This window comes from Bradyrhizobium sp. CCBAU 11434 (assembly GCF_028128895.1).
GTDB lineage: Bacteria > Pseudomonadota > Alphaproteobacteria > Rhizobiales > Xanthobacteraceae > Bradyrhizobium > Bradyrhizobium zhengyangense.
This window is the reverse complement of sequence record NZ_LBJX01000096.1, coordinates 97258-114576: the sequence shown is the minus strand read 5'-3', so window position 1 is coordinate 114576 and position 17319 is coordinate 97258. Positions and strand designations below refer to the sequence as shown.

23 protein-coding genes and 1 tRNA gene are annotated in these 17319 nt (G+C 64.7%); 16 read left to right on the top strand and 8 right to left on the bottom strand.

Annotated elements, in window-relative coordinates; genetic code table 11:
* Positions 1-6: 6 nt before the first annotated feature.
* On the top strand, positions 7-333 hold the full coding sequence (locus tag XI06_RS27325) for a hypothetical protein (RefSeq protein WP_237863411.1): 327 nt from the start codon (positions 7-9) through the stop codon (positions 331-333).
* 160 nt (positions 334-493) lie between these two features.
* Complete coding sequence (locus XI06_RS27320) at positions 494-796, top strand: hypothetical protein (RefSeq protein WP_237863410.1); 303 nt, start codon at positions 494-496, stop codon at positions 794-796.
* A 280-nt stretch (positions 797-1076) separates the two neighbouring features.
* Here the strand turns inward: XI06_RS27320 and XI06_RS27315 are convergent.
* Positions 1077-1153, bottom strand: a tRNA-Pro gene (locus tag XI06_RS27315).
* A 68-nt stretch (positions 1154-1221) separates the two neighbouring features.
* Here XI06_RS27315 and XI06_RS27310 point away from each other — a divergent pair.
* The 6 genes from XI06_RS27310 (at position 1222) to XI06_RS27285 (ending at position 6944) form a co-directional block, all read left to right on the top strand.
* The gene (locus XI06_RS27310; protein WP_237863409.1) at positions 1222-2211 is read left to right on the top strand and encodes an L-threonylcarbamoyladenylate synthase; all 990 of its coding nucleotides are present in this window, start codon (positions 1222-1224) and stop codon (positions 2209-2211) included.
* A 17-nt stretch (positions 2212-2228) separates the two neighbouring features.
* Positions 2229-3656, top strand: coding sequence for an FAD-binding oxidoreductase (locus tag XI06_RS27305; protein WP_271606953.1), 1428 nt, complete (start codon positions 2229-2231; stop codon positions 3654-3656).
* 2 nt (positions 3657-3658) lie between these two features.
* A complete protein-coding gene (locus XI06_RS27300; RefSeq protein ID WP_237863407.1) occupies positions 3659-4090 on the top strand; it encodes a GNAT family acetyltransferase in 432 nt (143 codons plus the stop codon).
* Positions 4091-4099: 9 nt separating this feature from the next.
* Positions 4100-4681: an NUDIX domain-containing protein gene (locus XI06_RS27295; protein WP_271606952.1), complete on the top strand. Its 582-nt coding sequence runs from the start codon at positions 4100-4102 to the stop codon at positions 4679-4681.
* Positions 4682-4783: 102 nt separating this feature from the next.
* Positions 4784-5713: a glycine reductase gene (locus XI06_RS27290; RefSeq protein WP_237863405.1), complete on the top strand. Its 930-nt coding sequence runs from the start codon at positions 4784-4786 to the stop codon at positions 5711-5713.
* Positions 5714-5750: 37 nt separating this feature from the next.
* Entirely contained in the window at positions 5751-6944 is a 1194-nt protein-coding gene (locus XI06_RS27285) for a CaiB/BaiF CoA transferase family protein (RefSeq protein ID WP_237863404.1), read from the top strand.
* Positions 6945-6947: 3 nt separating this feature from the next.
* On the opposite strand, the gene XI06_RS27280 is transcribed toward XI06_RS27285, so the two are convergent.
* Complete coding sequence (locus XI06_RS27280; protein ID WP_237863403.1) at positions 6948-7508, bottom strand: TetR family transcriptional regulator; 561 nt, start codon at positions 7506-7508, stop codon at positions 6948-6950.
* A 105-nt stretch (positions 7509-7613) separates the two neighbouring features.
* On the opposite strand from XI06_RS27280, the gene XI06_RS27275 reads away from it, so the two are divergent.
* Positions 7614-8030 (top strand): Tautomerase enzyme, encoded by a 417-nt coding sequence (locus tag XI06_RS27275; RefSeq protein WP_237863402.1) that lies wholly within the window; start codon positions 7614-7616, stop codon positions 8028-8030.
* 118 nt (positions 8031-8148) lie between these two features.
* Here XI06_RS27275 and XI06_RS27270 read toward each other — a convergent pair whose 3' ends face one another.
* Positions 8149-8913: an SOS response-associated peptidase gene (locus XI06_RS27270; protein ID WP_237870241.1), complete on the bottom strand. Its 765-nt coding sequence runs from the start codon at positions 8911-8913 to the stop codon at positions 8149-8151.
* Between the two features lie 61 nt (positions 8914-8974).
* On the opposite strand from XI06_RS27270, the gene XI06_RS27265 reads away from it, so the two are divergent.
* The 4 genes from XI06_RS27265 (at position 8975) to XI06_RS27250 (ending at position 10891) form a co-directional block, all read left to right on the top strand.
* Complete coding sequence (locus XI06_RS27265; RefSeq protein ID WP_237863400.1) at positions 8975-9472, top strand: hypothetical protein; 498 nt, start codon at positions 8975-8977, stop codon at positions 9470-9472.
* 17 nt (positions 9473-9489) lie between these two features.
* The gene (locus XI06_RS27260; protein WP_237863399.1) at positions 9490-9924 is read left to right on the top strand and encodes an NUDIX hydrolase; all 435 of its coding nucleotides are present in this window, start codon (positions 9490-9492) and stop codon (positions 9922-9924) included.
* Between the two features lie 46 nt (positions 9925-9970).
* A complete protein-coding gene (locus XI06_RS27255; protein WP_237863398.1) occupies positions 9971-10348 on the top strand; it encodes a TIGR02301 family protein in 378 nt (125 codons plus the stop codon).
* A gap of 276 nt (positions 10349-10624) precedes the next feature.
* Positions 10625-10891 (top strand): hypothetical protein, encoded by a 267-nt coding sequence (locus XI06_RS27250; protein WP_057757219.1) that lies wholly within the window; start codon positions 10625-10627, stop codon positions 10889-10891.
* Between the two features lie 39 nt (positions 10892-10930).
* Here XI06_RS27250 and XI06_RS27245 read toward each other — a convergent pair whose 3' ends face one another.
* The 5 genes from XI06_RS27245 to XI06_RS27225 all read right to left on the bottom strand — a co-directional run bounded on the left by XI06_RS27245 (position 10931) and on the right by XI06_RS27225 (position 15021).
* Positions 10931-11245, bottom strand: coding sequence for a cupredoxin domain-containing protein (locus tag XI06_RS27245; RefSeq protein WP_237863397.1), 315 nt, complete (start codon positions 11243-11245; stop codon positions 10931-10933).
* A 10-nt stretch (positions 11246-11255) separates the two neighbouring features.
* Entirely contained in the window at positions 11256-11789 is a 534-nt protein-coding gene (locus XI06_RS27240; protein WP_237863396.1) for a DUF4142 domain-containing protein, read from the bottom strand.
* 85 nt (positions 11790-11874) lie between these two features.
* Entirely contained in the window at positions 11875-12564 is a 690-nt protein-coding gene (locus XI06_RS27235; RefSeq protein ID WP_237863395.1) for an RNA polymerase sigma factor, read from the bottom strand.
* A gap of 97 nt (positions 12565-12661) precedes the next feature.
* The gene (locus XI06_RS27230) at positions 12662-13531 is read right to left on the bottom strand and encodes a sulfurtransferase (protein ID WP_271606951.1); all 870 of its coding nucleotides are present in this window, start codon (positions 13529-13531) and stop codon (positions 12662-12664) included.
* A gap of 155 nt (positions 13532-13686) precedes the next feature.
* Complete coding sequence (locus XI06_RS27225) at positions 13687-15021, bottom strand: dihydroorotase (RefSeq protein WP_271606950.1); 1335 nt, start codon at positions 15019-15021, stop codon at positions 13687-13689.
* Between the two features lie 101 nt (positions 15022-15122).
* On the opposite strand from XI06_RS27225, the gene ygfZ reads away from it, so the two are divergent.
* Genes ygfZ through XI06_RS27210 form a run of 3 tightly spaced genes read left to right on the top strand, consistent with a single transcriptional unit; the run spans position 15123 to position 17232 of the window.
* Positions 15123-15998 carry a CAF17-like 4Fe-4S cluster assembly/insertion protein YgfZ gene (ygfZ, locus tag XI06_RS27220; protein ID WP_271606949.1) on the top strand — a complete coding sequence of 292 codons (876 nt, stop codon included), beginning with the start codon at positions 15123-15125 and terminating at the stop codon, positions 15996-15998.
* Positions 15995-16621: a DNA-3-methyladenine glycosylase I gene (locus XI06_RS27215; RefSeq protein ID WP_237863391.1), complete on the top strand. Its 627-nt coding sequence runs from the start codon at positions 15995-15997 to the stop codon at positions 16619-16621. The genes ygfZ and XI06_RS27215 overlap by 4 nt, the downstream gene beginning before the upstream one ends.
* The gene (locus tag XI06_RS27210; protein ID WP_237863390.1) at positions 16618-17232 is read left to right on the top strand and encodes an HD family hydrolase; all 615 of its coding nucleotides are present in this window, start codon (positions 16618-16620) and stop codon (positions 17230-17232) included. The genes XI06_RS27215 and XI06_RS27210 overlap by 4 nt, the downstream gene beginning before the upstream one ends.
* Positions 17233-17319: the final 87 nt, after the last annotated feature.

Here is a 17319-nt window from a genome sequence, read left to right as displayed (position 1 = left end):
TTTTGCATGACGTCCGAACCCGAGGAGTCGGTGAGGCTGCAAGGCTTTGGCGAGATGACGCTGCGCACGGCAATCGCAACCGTGATGCTGCTCGCCCCGCGCGAGCGCGCGGAGGCCGCGATCTTCCGCGTGCGTGATGGCGTACGTCTGGCTTCAAGCGAGATCGCCGAGCTTGCGACGGAGTGGGAGATCGCGCCGGCGGCCGAGATCAGATCGCCAGGACTCGTCCCCGATCAGCACTGGTCAGACATCGTCCGCGGCATGGTCCGCGAGGCCCCGCTGCCGTCACTGATCGTGGCGTTTCTGGTGGGTGTGCTGGTAGCGCGGCGGTGATGACGCACGCTCGAAAGGACAAGCTCGTGTGAGTGAATCGCGCCGTGCCGCGAAATCCGGAAGAAATCTTTTGCGCTCGCGAAATCGCGATCCGTCGGCAAGGAACGGCCGAAGGCAGCAGGGATTGGCCCCCGTGTCGAAACCTGACATGGAGACAACCATGACACGCATGAAACTTGTGAGCGCGGCCGCACTGATGGCCGCGATTTTGCCACTCGCGACTCTAAGCCCCAGCCTCGCCGCGGGACGCGGTCCGGGCGGGTGTACCCCTCCGGCCGGAGCGGCTGTCGGCGCCGCGGGTCCAGCCATGAGCGGCGGCCAGCTGATGGCCGGCGTCGGTCAGTGCCGTCCCGTCGGCGGCTGGAGTCAAACCAACACCTATGGCTATCGCGAGCCCGGTTACGGATATGACGAGCCCGGCTGGGGCACGCCGGCTTACGGACCGGCACCGTACGCGTACTGAGGCACAGTCCTGAAAGATTACAACGGCGCGGTCGATCTCGGCCGCGCCGTTTGTGTTGGATGAATACCGATTGAAGCCAGGGGTCTGGGCCGCGCGATCCACAAGACGTCATTGACCGCCAGCGTTGGATTATCCTCGGGCCAGCCATGCCGCTGCGGCAACCGCCCCTGCGCGAACCAAATCGGCCGTGGACCCGCCCTCAAAATCGTTGCACAAAGGCGTCTCGAGACGCTGGCGGCCGGTCCGCCAAGCCTTTGGAAAACGTCAACTTTTGGAAGAATGGTCGGAGTGGCAGGATTCGAACCTGCGACCCCTGCGTCCCGAACGCAGTGCTCTACCGGGCTGAGCCACACTCCGACAAGAGGCCGGCTTATAGCGTCGGGTTTGGCGCACCGCAAGCGGCCGAGCTGAGGAATTTTGTCCCTGTGAAAACGGGTCTTGAAACGCTGATTTTGCCAGCCGGTGAGGCCGGCGCACAAGCCGCCGCCCGGACCCTGGCCGCCGGCGGGCTGGTCGCGTTTCCAACCGAGACGGTCTATGGGCTCGGCGCCGATGCCGCCAATGCCACTGCGGTCGCCCACATCTACAGCGCCAAGGGCCGGCCGGCGTTCAATCCGCTGATCGCCCATGTCCCCGACCTCGCGGCGGCACGGCGGATCGGCCGGTTCGATGCGCGCGCGCTCAGGCTTGCGGAGGCCTTCTGGCCGGGACCGCTGACGCTGGTGGTGCCGAAGACGGATGATTGTCCGGTCTCTGATCTCGCCACGGCAGGCCTCGACACCGTCGCGATCCGCATTCCCGCCCATCCGGTGGCGGAGGCGATCCTGCGCACCTTTGGCGGGGCGGTGGTGGCACCGTCCGCAAATATCTCCGGCCACGTCTCGCCGACGCTGGCGGCCCACGTGGAGAGCGATCTTGCGGGACGGATCGACCTGATCATCGACGGCGGGCCGGTTGCGGTCGGCGTCGAATCGACCATCGTCGGCTGCTTCGAGGCGCCGATGCTGCTCCGCCCCGGCGGACTGTCGCGCGAGCGGATCGAGGCCGTGCTCGGCGCGCCGCTGGCGCGGCCACTCGTCGAGGCCGACAGCGACGACAGCCAGCCGCTGGCGCCGGGCATGCTGGCCTCGCATTACGCGCCGCGCGCCACTGTGCGGCTTCACGCGCAGGACGTTGCGCCCGGCGAGGCGCTGCTGGCCTTTGGCCCTGTGCGCCTGCCCGGTGTGGAGGCCGCCGCCGCCGTCATGAATTTGTCGTCCACGGGCGATCTCGATGAAGCCGCGGCCAATCTGTTCGGCTATCTTCGCAGCCTCGACGCGAAGACACCGCGAGCGATCGCCGTGATGACGATTCCGGAAGAAGGCTTGGGCGAAGCAATCAACGACCGGCTGCGGCGAGCTGCGGTGGCACGATAAGAGTGGAACAAGACACGATGAACATCAATCAATCCGCCACCCCGCCGCTTGCGCCTGAGCTGATCGACCAATTCCGCAAGATCGTCGGCGATCGCCATGCGATCACCGATGCGGCCGATATCGAGGCTTACGTCACCGAGGAGCGCAACCTGTTCCACGGCCGCTCGCCGCTGGTGCTGCGCCCGGGTTCGACGGCGGAAGTGTCCGCGATCTGCAAGCTCGCTTCCGAACACAGAATCGCGCTGGTGCCGCAGGGCGGCAATACCGGGCTCGTCGGGGGCCAGACGCCGCATAATGGCGAGGTCGTTGTGTCGCTGCGCCGCCTGGACAAGATCCGCGAGGTCGACACCGCTTCCAACACCATGACGTGTGAGGCCGGCGTGATATTGCAGATCGCGCAGCAGAAGGCGTCCGATGTGGACCGACTGTTTCCGCTGTCGCTGGGCGCGGAAGGCAGCTGCACCATCGGCGGAAATCTCTCGACCAACGCCGGCGGCACCGCGGCGCTCGCCTATGGCGTCGCGCGCGAGATGGTGCTGGGCCTCGAGGTGGTGCTGGCTGACGGGCGCGTGCTCAACCTGCTGTCGAAGCTGAAGAAGGACAACACCGGCTACAATCTGCACAATCTCTTCATCGGCGCCGAAGGCACGCTAGGCATCATCACCGCGGCCACGCTCAAGCTGTTTCCGAAGCCGCGGGCGATCGAGACCGCCTATGTCGGGCTGAAATCGCCGGCGGCGGCACTCAAGCTGCTGACGATCGCGCAGGGCGAGGCCGCGAATGCGCTGACGAGCTTTGAGCTACTCTCGGAGATGGCGGTCGATTTCTCGGTGCGGCACGGCATCGACGTGCGTGATCCGCTCAGCGAGAAGCACCCCTGGTATGTGCTGATGGAATTGTCCTCCCCCGGCGACGACGCCCGCACGCCGCTGGAGACGATCCTCGGGCGCGCCATGGAGGAAGAGATCGTCGACGACGCCGTGATCGCGGCCAACCTCACCCAGCGCAGCAATTTCTGGAAGCTGCGCGAGGAGATGTCGGCGGCGCAGAAGCCGGAGGGCGGCTCGATCAAGCACGACATCTCCGTTCCCGTCGTTGCGGTGCCGGCCTTCATCGAGGAGGCCAATGCCGCTGTGGTCAAACTGATCCCCGGTGCACGGCCGGTGCCGTTCGGCCATCTCGGCGACGGCAATTTGCATTACAATGTCAGCGAGCCGATCGGCGCCAACACCGCTGACTTTCTCGCACGCTGGCATGAGATGAACGCCGTGGTGTTCGAGATCGTGCTGCGCATGGGCGGCTCGATCTCGGCCGAGCACGGCATCGGCGTGCTCAAGCGCGACGAGCTGCCTGACGTCAAAGACAAGACCGCGATCGAGCTGATGCGGTCGATCAAGGCGATGCTCGATCCACTGGGCATCATGAATCCGGGGAAAGTGCTGTAGGCATGTCTGCTCTCAAGATCGATGCCATCAACGACACCGATGTCGAGCCGGTGGTGGCGCTGTGGCAGCGCTGCGGCCTGACGCGCCCCTGGAACGATCCGCATACCGATATCGCGCTGGCACGGCGGCGCGAGAACTCGACGGTGCTTGTTGGCCGCGACAATAGCGCGATCGTGGCGACCGTCATGGTCGGCCATGACGGTCATCGCGGCTGGGTCTATTACGTCGCGGTCGACCCCGATGGCCGCAAGCGCGGCTATGGCCGGGCGATCATGGCGGCCGCCGAGGACTGGCTGCGCAATGCCGGCATCGCCAAGCTGCAGCTGCTGGTTCGCCGCGAGAATGCGCAGGCGAGTGCGTTCTATCAATCGCTCCGCTTCGAGGAATCGACCTCGGTGATGTTCCAGAAGTGGCTCGACGGCCGCGAACACTGAAAGACAGTCATGACCATTTCCGACCGCGTCCGCATCAAGGACGTTCGCGTGCTCTCGGACGGCTGGACCACGCTGAAGAGCACCACGTTCGACTACCGGCGCGCCAATGGCGAGTGGCAGACGCAGAAGCGCGAGACCTATGAGCGCGACAACGCGGCCGCCATCCTGCCCTACAATCGCGCGCAGCGCAGCGTGATCCTGGTGCGCCAGTTCCGCCTGCCGGCTTTCATCCGCGGCTACGACGATCTACTGATCGAAGCGGCCGCCGGCGTGCTTGATAATGCCGAGCCCGAAGCGCGCATCCGCGCCGAGGCCGAAGAAGAAACCGGCTATCGCCTGCACGACGTGCACAAGGTGTTCGAAGCCTTCATGAGCCCGGGCGCCATCACCGAAAAGCTGCATTTCTTCGTCGCCGAGTACGCGCCGCACATGCGGGTCAGCGACGGCGGCGGCCTCGAGCACGAGGGCGAGGACATCGAGGTGCTGGAGCTCGGCATCGACGAGGCACTGGCGATGATCGCCGACGGCAGGATCATCGACGGCAAGGCGATCATGCTGCTGCAATACGCCGCGCTCCATATCTTTCGCTAGACCGCTGCGGTGGCAATTCTGGCCTGCGCGGCCCTGGCCCCTGTTGAGCAACCCGAAAACTATCTCTAGTCTGCCTCTCAACAAGAACCAGGAGACGCGCCCATGTCCGCTCCGCGCGACGACGAATTCGGTTTTGCGCCCGACTATGATTCCCCGATCCCTTATATGCAGCGCACGCGGGATTATTACAGCGCGATCGGCTACACCACGCCGTATCGCTGGGCGCATTACACCGCGGCGCCGTTCCAGAAGCTGACGAAACCGCTGGCGGAGTCGCGTGTCACCATCATCACGACGGCCGCGCCCTACGATCCCGCCAAGGGTGATCAAGGCCCGGGCGCGGCGTATAATGGCAGCGCCAAATTCTACCAAGTCTATGACGGCGACACCTCGCAACAGCACGATTTGCGCATCTCGCATATCGGTTACGACCGCAAACACACCACGGCGACCGACAACGGCACCTGGTTTCCACTGCCGCAGCTTTTGAAGGCAAGCGCTACGGGCCGCATCGGCGGGGTCGCGCCGCGCTTCTTCGGCGCGCCGACCAATCGCAGCCATCGCGTCACGCTCGACACCGACGCGCCGGAGATTCTGGCGCGCTGCCTTGCCGACAAGGTCGATGTCGCCGTGCTGGTGCCGAACTGCCCGGTCTGCCATCAGACCACGGCGCTGGTCGCAAGGCACCTCGAAGCCAACGGCATTGCGACCGTGATCATGGGCTGTGCCAAGGACATCATCGAACAAGCGGCCGTGCCGCGCTTTTTGTTCAGCGACTTCCCGCTCGGCAATTCCGCCGGCAAGCCGCAGGACATCGCCTCGCAGGCGCAAACGCTGGAGCTCGCGCTCAAACTATTGGAGACCGCGAGCGGGCCGCAGACCACGATGCAGTCGCCGCTGCGCTGGAACGAAGACGCCTCCTGGAAGCTCGACTACAACAACGTCGCGCAGCTTTCACCGGAGGAGCTCGCCCGCCGCCGCGCCGAATTCGACAAGCAGAAGGAGATCGCGCGCGGCAACCGCGCCGCCTGACGTCCTTCCAATAACGACAATAAGCAGGGAGAGAGACGTGACGCGACCGTTCGAAGGCGTGAAGATTCTGGACTTCACGCAAGTGCTGGCCGGGCCCTATGCGAGCTACCAGCTCGCACTTCTGGGAGCCGACGTCATCAAGGTCGAGCGGCGCGAGGGCGAGGACATGCGTCGCACGCCACTCAGCCGCGAATGGGCAGAGCGCGGACTGGCACCGGCGTTCCAGGCCATCAACGGCAACAAGCGCAGCCTGACGCTCGATCTGCAAAAGCCTGACGCGATCGCGATCGTGAAGAAGCTTGCCGCGACAGTCGACGTCGTCATGGAAAATTTCCGCCCGGGCGTGATGGACAAGCTCGGCATCGGCTATGAGGCGCTCTCGGCGATCAATCCAAATCTGATCTATTGCGCGGTGTCGGGTTTCGGCCAGACCGGCCCGGACCGTCTGCGGCCCGGCTATGACGGCAAGATCCAGGCGCTGTCGGGCATCATGGCGATCACCGGTCACCCCGAGACGGGCCCGACGCGGGCGGGCTTTGCCGTGTGCGACGTGCTGTCGGGCGCAACGGCCGCATTTGCGGTGTCGAGCGCGCTCTACCAGCGCGACCGCACCGGCAAGGGCCAGCTCGTCGACGTCTCCATGCTGGAGGCGACGATGGCGTTTCTGTCAGGGCAGATCGCGGATTGGTCGGTCGCCGGCCATCGCCAGCAGCTCTCAGGCAACCAGGCAGTCAGCCGCAAGACCACCGCGAACCTGTTTAGGGCGGGCGACGGTTACATCCTGCTCGCGGTCAACAACGAGAAGCAGTACCGCGCGCTGATGACCACGCTCGGCCGCGAGGACACGCTGAGCGATCCGCGCTTTGCCGACTGGTTTTCGCGCAACGAGAACGAGCCGGCGCTGCGCGCCATCATCGAAGGGGCACTTGCGGCAAAGCCCGCGCGTGAATGGGAGACGATCCTCGAGGACGCCGGGGCGCCCTGCGCCAGCATCTGGAAGATCGAAGAGGTGATCGACCATCCGCAGATCAAGGCGCGCGGTGCGATCCAGGAGCTCGACACGCCTTACGGCCGCCTGCGCTTTGCCGGCAGCGGCTTCAAGCTCGCCCATGGCGGCGGCAAGCTCGACAGGATGGCGCCGGAGCTCGGGGCGGATACGGATGCGGTGCTGGCCGAGCTGGGCTTTGACGCGGCGGAGATCGCGGCGCTGAGAGCGCGGGAGATCGTCTGAGAGCTAGATCGCCTTGGCCGCGACCTTGGCCGCGGCGAGGATCTCGCGCCTGATGGAATCGTCCTTCACCGCGCGCGCCATGTCGGCGGCACCTGTCAGGATCGCCAGCAGCGCCAGCGCGCGCTGGCGCGCATGCGTGCCGCGAAAGCCTTGCGCGACGAGATCCGCGAGGCGCTCCAGCTCTGCCTGGTAGACAGTGCGCGTCGCCGCGTCCGAGCGCGCGACATCGGAGGAAAAGCTCGGAAGCGCGCAGGCCTCATCCAGGCCAACCTCCATTCGCTCACCGAGATAGAAATCGATGAACGGCTCACGCCAGGCGTTGCCGTATTGCGCCTGAAACTGCGCGATGCCGCCGCGCAGGAAGGCGAGCCCATCCGCGACCGCCAGCCGAAATGCATCCGCCTTGGAGTCGAAATGGGCGTAGAACGCGCCCGAGGTGAGGCCCGCCCCCTTTGCGAGCGCGTCCACCCCGGCGCCGCCGAATCCGCCGGTGCGGAAGCCGCGCCCGACCGCATCCGCCAGCCGCGCACGTGCGTCACCATCGCTCTTCTTCGGTCGTGCCATCAAAGCTCACCTCTCGATAGCGATCGTTATATTAGACTTGACGAGATAACGATCGTTATGTTCTATATAACGACCGTTATGTTACGGTTCAAAGGGAGACCTCACATGCCTATCCAGATCATCGTTCCCGAAGGCGCGCTGACGCCATCAGGCGAAGCCGAGGCGTTCGGCAAGCTGACCGAGTTGCTGCTCCGCCTGCACGGCTTGACCGGCAACCGCTTCATGACGCCGAACGTCATCGGCGAGGTCACCGTAGTGCCGAAGCGGCGCACCTATTCCGGCGGCAAGCCTGCCGACATCGCCGTGTTCGAGCTCAAGGTGCCGTCCTTCGTGCTGCCGACACAGGAGCTGAAGGACGCCTGGATCTCCGAGGGAACCGCCATCATCGAGAAGGCCGCCGAGGGACGCATCAGGCGCGAGCACATTTTTGCAAATGTCAGCTACGCTGTGGATGGTGGCTGGGGGATCGGCGGCGAGGCGTTCAGCAACGCCGCGCTCGGATCGGCGGTCGCTGCGGCCTGAGGCGAACAAGTCAAGCTCTTGTAGGGTGGGCAAAGCGAAGCGTGCCCACCATCGCGTATTGAAGCGAGAGGTGGTGGGCACTGCGCGTTGCGCCTTTGCCTACCCTACGGCAGCGCGCCTAGAACAACGAGCCCTGCCCATCATCCGGTGACGCAGCAGCAACCTTCCGCACCGCCTTCTTGGGCTTCGCAACCTCTGCCTCCGCCTCCATCTCCTCCGCGCTGATCGGCAGGAGCAGTTGCTCGTCGTCATTGGCAACGCGGTTGACGCGGGTGGAGACCGGGTGCCAGGCGAATTCGCCGACGCGCGGCGCCGTCATCAGCGGCAGAACCGAATCGATCTCGTCGCCGCGGCAATCGAGCCAGCGCTCGAAATCGCGCGGGCTGATGGTGACGGGCACGCGGTCATGCAGCGTGGCCAAGTCTTCGCCCGCAGCGGCCGTCACGATCGCGACCGTGTCGAGCTCCTCGCCGTTCGGCCCGATCCAGGTTTCGAACAATGCGGCGAAACCGAGCGGCGCACCGTCGGCGTGATGGATGAAGAACGGCTGCTTGCGGCCGCCTTCCGATTTCCATTCGTAATAGCCATCAGCCGGGATCAGGCCGCGTCGCCGGCGAATTGCTTTTTTGAACGCGGGCTTCTCCAGCACCGTCTCCGAGCGGGCGTTGATGAGAAGCGTAAAGCCCTTCGGGTCCTTGACCCAACTCGGCAGCAGGCCCCAGCGCATCAGGCGGAAATGGCGCGCGCCATTCTCGACCAACACCACCGGAATCGGTTGTGTCGGGGCGACATTGTACCGGGGCGGGAAATTCGGCTGGTCGATATAGCCGAACAGTTGCCGTAAGGCCGCGGGGGCCGAAGTTATGACGAAGCGTCCACACATCCTTGCGCCAATATAGGGTCCGTTGAGGTCCTTTTAACCCCGAACGTTAACACTGCGGCCGATGAGCTCAATGGCCTCCCAACCCGCAACGCGCGCACAGACGGGCCCCGAGGCCGCGGCCTGGGCTGAGCGGCTGCGCGTGGCCAACATCAACCCGCGAACCGGGCTTGCCACGGACTATCTCAACCATTTCAATGAAGCGGTCATGCTCCTGGAGATGGTCCCGGACATGCCCGAATGCGCCGAGGATTTCCTGACCTGGTCGCCGCTGTCCTATGCCGAACATTTTACGGCCTCGAACTTCAAGGCGCGGGATCTCGCCATCGAAGCCTATGAGAAGGCCGAACCGAGCGTGCGCGCCCAATTCGACCACATCACCGACACCATGACCTCGATTCTATCAGCGGTCGGCTCGGCCATGCGCGAGGTCGAGAAGGACACGACCCGCGTTCGGCTGGCCGAGCAGGCGACGGCTTGGGTCAAGCCGCTGATCGCGGCTTGCGGCGGCATCATCAATGGCGGCGCGGAAGCCGACGTCGATACCATCATGGCGAACTGAGCCAGGTCGTCAAAAGCATGGCATCCGTCGTCCAGCCGACCCATCCCCAGATCGCGGTCAGTGCCGCGATTTTCCGCGACGGCAAGGTGCTGCTGACGCGACGCGCCCGCTCCCCCGCCAAGGGCTTCTATTCGCTGCCCGGCGGGCGGGTCGAATTCGGCGAATCGCTGCACCAGGCCCTGAGCCGTGAGGTCGACGAGGAGACCGGGCTCGCTATCGAGATCGTCGGCCTTGCTGGCTGGCGCGAGGTGCTGCCGGCCGCACCCGGTGCCGGCCATTACCTGATCATGTCCTTTGCCGCCCGCTGGGTGGCCCGGGAACCGGCCCTGAACGACGAGCTCGACGATTTCAGGTGGATCGCCCCTGACGCGCTCGGCAGCCTCAGCGACCTCAAGCTGACCGGGGGACTGGAGGAGATCATCCAGTCCGCCGCGCGCCTGATCGGCCCCTGAGCGCCCGCCTTGCGTCATCAGCCCTGAGGGGGCATACACGCCGCCGATGTTCCCGCGATTTCTGGCCATTTTTGCCCTGATCCTCGCCTGCGCTTCCGCGCCCGCCCGGGCCCAGGACGTGGCTGCGCCGTTCGACGCCGATTTGCAGCGGCTGGCCGAGATTTTGGGCGGGCTGCACTACCTGCGCGGCATCTGCGGCTCCAACGAGGGCAACAAATGGCGCAGCGAGATGCAGGCGCTGATCGATGCCGAGACCCCCGCCGGCGAGCGGCGCACCCGCATGATCGCCGCGTTCAACCGCGGCTATAACGGCTTCCAGCAGACCTACCGAAGCTGCACGCCGGCGGCGACGGTGGCGATTCGCCGCTACATCGAGGAAGGCTCGAAGATCTCGCGGGATCTGACGGCGCGTTACGCGAACTGAAACCCTCCATTCGTCATTCCGGGGCGCGCGTAGCGCGAACCCGGGAGCCACCTCACCACCAACTCGGCGGCCTGATGGATTCTCAGATGCGCAATTGCGCATCATAGCTCGCGACTTCGTCGCGCCCCGGAATAACAGCGACTGGAACCCTGTCATCGACTTTGTTCACAGCCGTTAACCGTTCTTAAAGATGTGGCCTAGCGGTCGTTAATGCGCGTGCTACACCTCCCGCACAGCGCATCGCCGTGGATCGCGCCCCAGCCCTGATCGAGTTTCATGAGCCAGCCGATTTCCTACGCCCCCGCCCGCGCGCCGCTGCCCGATCACGAGCAGAAACAGGCCGCCCTGAGCTATCTGAACGAGGCCTGGGCCGAAGCACGCCATGACGGCGTCGACGGCGATTGCCTGGCGCAGGCGAGCCTGTTTGCGGCGCTGGCCGAACTCGTGGGCACCTATGGCGAGGACGCGGTGGCGAAATTCGTCGAGGGTTTTCCCGCGCGCATCCGCAATGGCGAGTTCTCCGTCAGCCTCGCACGGCAGTAAGCCCTCCCTGACAAAGCCCCCCCGCAGGCAGGGTCTTCATCAAGGCTCGATCTTGAGCGTCGCTTTCATGTTGGGATGAAAGCGACAGTAATAGTCGACGGTTCCCGCCTTCTTCAGAACCAACGTCGCCGACTTCTTCGGCGGCAGCGTCACGTCGAAATCGCCGTTCGTCGCGGTGGCAGTGTGGGCGAAGACGTCCCTGTTGATCCAGGTGATGGTGTCGCCGACTTTCGCCGACACCTCCGCCGGCGAGATCACGAGATTTTCCATCGTGATCTCGATCGTTGCGGCGTGCGCCGGGACGACCGTCGCCGCAAAGACAAGGGCGATCGAAAACAGTCGTCCCGGCTTCATCGCACGCTCCCTATTTCAGTTCCGACGCGACGTGCTCGGCATGCTGCTGGTGGCCCTGAAAGATCTTCAGGCCGGTCTGCAGCAGGCTCTTCAGTTCGGCATTACCAGCGGACGGAATGAGCTGCGTCTCCAGCGCGCCGTTGACCGTCTTGTGATAGGCGACCTCATTGGCGACATAGGCCTTGTCGAAGGCGGCGCCGTCGAGTTTGTCGAGCTCGGCCAGCTTGTCGCTGGCCTGCTTGGCCAGTGCCTTGCTGGTGTCGTTATCCTCGGGCGTGACGTTCAGCTTCTTGACCAGCGCGAGCGCCTGTTTGTTGACCGCCTCGTGGTCGCGCAACATGTCGTCGGCGAATGCCTTGACGTCCTTGTTCTTCGCTTTCTTCTGCGCCTGCTTTGCCGCGTTGATGTCGATTACGCCCGCGGTGTAAGCGATGTGGGCGATCTGCGGATCGGTAAGCTTATCGGCCGCGCGTGCACCTTGCATCAGCACGGGGCTGGACAACAGAATGGTGGCGGCGATCGCCGCGCTCCAACGAACGAGCATGGTCTGACACTCCTGTGCTGGCGGTTTGCCGGCGTTGCTTCACAGGAATTGGATGGGTGCTTCGCGCAAACGTTCCCGAAAAAAATCAACCGCCGATTCCGAGGCGCTTAAGCACTGCTTCCGTCAGCCGCTCGCAGCGCCAGCCGGCGAACGGAAACGCGTCCATCATCACCGGGCCGATCTCCTTCTCGACATTCTCACGCAGCATGGTGCGGGCGCGGTGCAGCCGCGTCTTCACGGTTTCGGGTTTCACGCCGAGCAGATCGGCGGTCTCCTCGATGTTCATGCCCTCCATGACGCGTGCGACGAAAACCATGCGGAAGGCGTCCGGTAATTCGTCGATGGCGCGTTCCACGACGCGCTGGATTTCACGTTGAGCCATGGTCCTTTCCGGATCGCCTGCGGGAGAAACGGGAAACCTGATGATCTGCGCTTCAAGCGCCTCCTCCGGCACTGAGTCGAGCTCGACATGCGGTTTTGCACTTCGGGCCCGGCCAAGTGCCTCGTTGATGGCGATACGCGACAACCAGGTCGACAACGCGGACTCGCCCTTGAAGCCGTCGAGATGGGTGAAGGCGCGGACATAGGTTTCCTGCACCACATCCTCGGCCTCGCTATCGCTGCGCAAGATTCCGCGCGCGAGGCGGTAGAGCCGGCGGTTATTGGCCTGCATGATCTCGCGGAGCGCGGCCTCGTCCCGGCTGCGCGCCCGATCGATCAGCTCGGCTTCCGATACCCTGAGTCCGGCGGACAGGCCGGCTGCGCTCCGTTGCATGGCGGTCACCTGTCTCCGTTGGTTCCAGGTATTGGATGCAGGCCGGCAGAAAAGGTTCCCAACTTTCTTACCCTCTATTGGAAGGCAAGATTCGTCCCTAATCCGTCTCGATCGGCAGTGTCGGGTCCCTCGCCCACTCGCCCATGGAAGCGTCGTAGAGCGTCAGTCTGTCGTAGCCGAGCTGTGTCAGCATCAGTAGGTCGATCGTCGCCGAGATTCCGCCGCCGCAATAGAGGATCACGTTCTTGTCCCGCGTGACGCCTGCCGCGGCGAATTTGGCTTCGGCATCGGCGAGTGTCGTCAGCGTCTTGTCGGCATTGACGAGGGTTGCAGCCGACACGTTGACGCTACCGGGCACGCGGCCGGGCCGGCCATAGCGGCTCGGCTCGAGCCCCCTATGAAATTGTGGCCCGAGCGCGTTGACAGTGACTGTCGCGGGATCGCCGATCCGCGCCTTCACAAAATCCTTGTCGACGAAGAAGCCGGTACGCGGCGCGGCTTTGAAGCTCGTCGCCGGATAGCCCTTCGGCGCACCGGTCTCGACCGCCCGCCCCTCGTCCTTCCATTTGTCAAAACCGCCGTCGAGCACGCGCGCATCGACGCCGAGCGAACGCAGCATCCACCAGAACCGCGTCGACCACATCATGGTGCCGATGCTGTAGAGCACGACGGTCTTGCTTGCATCGAGCCCGTGGCGGCCGAAGGCGGCCTCTAACTGGGCCACATCAGGCATCATGAAGAATTGTTGCGCGGAAGCGTCGGAGAACTCGCCCTGCAGATCGAGGAAATCGGCGCCGGGGATGTGGCCGGCCGCGAAGGTCTTGTCGCCGGGGACGGCCCGATACGGCACGTCGCTGCCTGGTGGCACCGGCTCGTTGTAGGTCGTGCAATCGTAGAGGCGGAGATGGGGGTCGCCGAGGATCGCGGCGAGTTGCGCGGTGGTGATGAGGGCGGTGGGCTGGGACATTGACTGCACTCCCGTTCGCGCGGAAGTGTAGACCTCCCCCCTCGTCATTGCGAGCGCAGCGAAGCCATCCAGACTGCCGCCGTGGAGGGATTCTGGATTGCTTCGCTACGCTCGCAATGACGGCTGGGGAAACACTGCGCGTCCCTGCACATCGGCTACTGCTTCAACGTCTCCAGAAACCGCACCGCCTCGCCCTGCGACGGCGTCACCAGTTCGCCCTGCCACATCACGCGGCGGCCGCGGATGAAGGTACCGACGGGCCAGCCCGTGACGCGCACGCCGTCATACGGGGTCCAGCCGGCCTTCGACGCCACCCATTTGTTGGTGATGGTTTCGCTGCGCTTGAGGTCCACCACCGTGAAGTCGGCGTCGTAGCCGGCGGCGATGCGGCCCTTGCAGGCTATGTTGTAGAGACGCGCGGGCCCGGCGCTGGTGAGATCGACGAAGCGCGCGAGAGAAAGCCGGCCCGCGTTGACGTGGTCGAGCATCAGCGGCACCAGCGTCTGCACGCCGGTCATGCCGGAGGGCGAAGCGGGATAGGTCTTCTGCTTCTCTTCCAGCGTGTGTGGCGCATGGTCGGAGCCGAGCACGTCGATGATGCCCTGCTCGATGCCGCGCCAGATGCCGGCACGGTGGTCGGCGCCGCGCACCGGCGGGTTCATCTGCGCCAGCGTGCCGAGCCGCTCGTAGCATTCCGGCGCGACCAGCGTGAGATGGTGCGGCGTCGCCTCGCAGGACGCGACGTCCTTGTGGTCGCGCAGGAACTCGATCTCTTCCTTGGTCGAGATGTGCAACACGTGGATGCGTTTTCCCGTCTCATGCGCGATCTTGACCAGTCGCTGGGTCGCCATCAGAGCCGCGGTCTCGTCGCGCCAGACCGGATGCGAGCGCGGATCGCCCTCGATGCGGAGCGACTTGCGGTCGTTGAGGCGATACTCGTCCTCGGCATGGAAGGCGGCGCGGCGTTGGATCACCTGGAAGATTCGGCGCAGGCTCTCGTCGTCCTCCACCAGCAGCGCGCCGGTCGACGAGCCGATGAAGACCTTGACGCCGGCGCAACCCGGGGCACGCTCCAGCACCGGCAGGTCCTGCACGTTCTCGCGGGTGCCGCCGATGAAGAAGGCGAAATCGCAATGCATGCGGTGATGGGCGCGCTTCACCTTGTCGGTGAAGGTGGCCTCGGTCACCGTGAGCGGCGACGTGTTCGGCATCTCGAACACGGCGGTGACGCCGCCCATCACGGCGCTGCGCGAGCCGGTCTCGAGATCTTCCTTGTGCTCCAGCCCGGGCTCGCGGAAATGCACCTGCGTATCCATCACGCCGGGCAGGATGTGCAGGCCCTTGCAATCGATCACTTCGGCGGCGGAGCCTTGCGACAGCGGGCCCAGCTCGGCGATGCGGCCATTGGTGATGCCGATGTCGCGAACGGCCTCGCCGTCCTGATTGACGACGGTGCCGCCTTTGAGGATCACGTCGAAGCGCTGGGTCATGGCTGAAGGCCCCTCTCATCCCCAAGCGCAGGGCTCGAGGTCTTGTCGTTTATGCCTTGCGGGCTTACGTTCCGAAGCAACATGTCGCAAGAGATTTTCGCATGAAATCAGCGTTTCTTCCCGACCGGGGCGTGATCAAGGTCGCCGGCGAGGACGCACGCAACTTCCTCAACGGCCTCATCACCACCGATGTCGACAGGCTCAAGCCGGGCTTGGGGCGATTCGGCGCGCTGCTGACGCCGCAGGGCAAGATCATCGTGGATTTCCTGATCACGGAAGCCCCTGGCGGCCATGGCGGCGGGTTCCTGATCGACTGTCCGAAGCCGCTGGCCGATGGCCTCGCCACCAAGCTGAAATTCTACAAGCTGCGCGCCAAGGTGACGGTGGACATCCTCGATCTCGGCGTGCTCGCGGCCTGGGATGGCCAGCTTGCTGCGCAACCGGACCTAGCCTTTGCCGATCCCCGCAATGCCGAGCTTGGCACGCGCATTCTGATCCCCGAGGATCTCAAGCAGAAGCTCTCGGACCTGATCGGCGCGGAGCTGGTCGATGCCAGCGAATACGAGGCGCACCGGATCGCGCTCGGCGTGCCGCGCGGCGGGCTCGATTTCATGTACAGCGACGCGTTCCCGCACGAGACCAACATGGATCGCCTTGCTGGCATCGATTTCGACAAGGGCTGCTATGTCGGCCAGGAAGTCGTCTCGCGCATGCAGCATCGCGGCACCGCGCGCACCCGCAGCGTGAAGGTGCTGCTCGAGGACTCCTCGCCGGAAGTTGGCGTCAGTGTCATGGTCGGCGACAGGTCCGTCGGCACCATGGGCTCATCGGCGAAGGGCAAGGGCATTGCGCTGGTGCGCATCGACCGCGTTGCGGATGCGCTCGATGCCGGCCAGCCGCTGACGGCTGGCGGACTCACGCTGAAGCTGGCAGAACCCGAAATCGTTCGCATTCCCGCAAAGCAGCCCATCGCATGAGCCGTGCTCCCCGCCTGCATCCCGACGGAAAGACCCGCTGCCCCTGGCCCGGCGAAGACCCGCTCTATGTCGCCTATCACGACACCGAATGGGGTGTGCCTGAATATGACGACCGCGCACTCTATGAAAAGCTGATCCTCGACGGCTTTCAGGCCGGCTTGTCCTGGATCACGATCCTGCGCAAGCGCGATAATTTCCGCAAAGCCTTCGACGATTTCCAGCCGGAGAAGATCGCGCGCTACAACGAGAAGAAAGTGCACGCGCTGATGAACGATGCCGGCATCGTGCGCAACAAGGCCAAGATCGACGGCGCGATCCTGAGTGCGAAGTCGTATCTCGACATCATGGAAAACGGACCCGGCTTCTCGAAGCTGCTGTGGGACTTCATGGACGGCCGGCCCAAGGTCAACAACTTCAAGACCACGGCGAGCGTGCCGGCGTCGACGCCGCTGTCGGTTCAGATCTCCAAGGAGCTGTCCTCGCGCGGCTTCAAATTCGTCGGCCCGACCATCGTCTATGCCTTCATGCAGGCGACCGGCATGGTCAACGATCATCTCGTCGACTGCCATTGCCACGCCACCTGCAGCAAGATGCAGCGCAAGCCGCGCCTCAAGGCCAAATGACCGCCAAGAAGACCGCGCGCGCAGTGGAGTTGCGCGCCTGGCAGCGCATGCTGTCGGGCCGGCGGCTCGATCTGCTCGATCCCTCCCCGCTCGATATCGAGATCGCCGACATCGCACATGGGCTGGCGCGCGTCGCCCGCTGGAACGGGCAGACCACAGGGGCGCATATCTTTTCGGTGGCACAGCACACGCTACTGGTCGAGACCGTGCTGCGGCACGAGATGCCGCGCGTCGACCAGCGCATGCGGCTCGCAGCCCTGCTGCACGATGCGCCCGAATATGTGATCGGCGACATGATCTCGCCGTTCAAGGCCGTGCTCGACGGCCATTACAAGGCAGTGGAGAAGCGCCTGCTCGGCGCCATCCACATCCGCTTCGGCCTGCCGCCAGTGCTCCCTGACGAGATCACGCAGGCGATCAAGGCCGCCGATCGCGGCGCGGCTTACCTCGAGGCGACCGAGCTTGCCGGCTTCAGCGAGAGCGAGGCCAAGCGCCTGTTCGGCAGGGATCCCGGCCTCTCCGACAATATCAGGCGCGACTATCTGACGCCCTGGACGGCGGCGCGGGCCGAAAAGCAGTTTCTGGAGCGATTTGGCGCCGTGTTTGCGTGAGCACGTATTGGGTTGGTGCCGCCTCACGCTTCGCCGGGACGACGATGTTGAGGCGCTTTGCCCACTCTACGGCACCGGCTATAATCG

Excerpts from the sequence above, each read along its gene's own strand:
- XI06_RS27240 (WP_237863396.1), bottom strand. The coding sequence starts at position 11,789 with ATGCTCGTTCGTTGGAGCGCGGCGATCGCCGCCACCATTCTGTTGTCC.
- XI06_RS27300 (WP_237863407.1), top strand. The coding sequence starts at position 3,659 with ATGTCTGCTCTCAAGATCGATGCCATCAACGACACCGATGTCGAGCCG.
- XI06_RS27270 (WP_237870241.1), bottom strand. The coding sequence starts at position 8,913 with ATGTGTGGACGCTTCGTCATAACTTCGGCCCCCGCGGCCTTACGGCAA.
- XI06_RS27325 (WP_237863411.1), top strand. The coding sequence starts at position 7 with ATGACGTCCGAACCCGAGGAGTCGGTGAGGCTGCAAGGCTTTGGCGAG.
- ygfZ (WP_271606949.1), top strand. The coding sequence starts at position 15,123 with ATGAAATCAGCGTTTCTTCCCGACCGGGGCGTGATCAAGGTCGCCGGC.
- XI06_RS27275 (WP_237863402.1), top strand. The coding sequence starts at position 7,614 with ATGCCTATCCAGATCATCGTTCCCGAAGGCGCGCTGACGCCATCAGGC.
- XI06_RS27295 (WP_271606952.1), top strand. The coding sequence starts at position 4,100 with ATGACCATTTCCGACCGCGTCCGCATCAAGGACGTTCGCGTGCTCTCG.
- XI06_RS27290 (WP_237863405.1), top strand. The coding sequence starts at position 4,784 with ATGTCCGCTCCGCGCGACGACGAATTCGGTTTTGCGCCCGACTATGAT.
- XI06_RS27250 (WP_057757219.1), top strand. The coding sequence starts at position 10,625 with ATGAGCCAGCCGATTTCCTACGCCCCCGCCCGCGCGCCGCTGCCCGAT.
- XI06_RS27305 (WP_271606953.1), top strand. The coding sequence starts at position 2,229 with ATGAACATCAATCAATCCGCCACCCCGCCGCTTGCGCCTGAGCTGATC.
- XI06_RS27260 (WP_237863399.1), top strand. The coding sequence starts at position 9,490 with ATGGCATCCGTCGTCCAGCCGACCCATCCCCAGATCGCGGTCAGTGCC.
- XI06_RS27265 (WP_237863400.1), top strand. The coding sequence starts at position 8,975 with ATGAGCTCAATGGCCTCCCAACCCGCAACGCGCGCACAGACGGGCCCC.
- XI06_RS27210 (WP_237863390.1), top strand. The coding sequence starts at position 16,618 with ATGACCGCCAAGAAGACCGCGCGCGCAGTGGAGTTGCGCGCCTGGCAG.
- XI06_RS27215 (WP_237863391.1), top strand. The coding sequence starts at position 15,995 with ATGAGCCGTGCTCCCCGCCTGCATCCCGACGGAAAGACCCGCTGCCCC.
- XI06_RS27225 (WP_271606950.1), bottom strand. The coding sequence starts at position 15,021 with ATGACCCAGCGCTTCGACGTGATCCTCAAAGGCGGCACCGTCGTCAAT.
- XI06_RS27245 (WP_237863397.1), bottom strand. The coding sequence starts at position 11,245 with ATGAAGCCGGGACGACTGTTTTCGATCGCCCTTGTCTTTGCGGCGACG.
- XI06_RS27255 (WP_237863398.1), top strand. The coding sequence starts at position 9,971 with ATGTTCCCGCGATTTCTGGCCATTTTTGCCCTGATCCTCGCCTGCGCT.
- XI06_RS27230 (WP_271606951.1), bottom strand. The coding sequence starts at position 13,531 with ATGTCCCAGCCCACCGCCCTCATCACCACCGCGCAACTCGCCGCGATC.
- XI06_RS27280 (WP_237863403.1), bottom strand. The coding sequence starts at position 7,508 with ATGGCACGACCGAAGAAGAGCGATGGTGACGCACGTGCGCGGCTGGCG.
- XI06_RS27235 (WP_237863395.1), bottom strand. The coding sequence starts at position 12,564 with ATGCAACGGAGCGCAGCCGGCCTGTCCGCCGGACTCAGGGTATCGGAA.
- XI06_RS27320 (WP_237863410.1), top strand. The coding sequence starts at position 494 with ATGACACGCATGAAACTTGTGAGCGCGGCCGCACTGATGGCCGCGATT.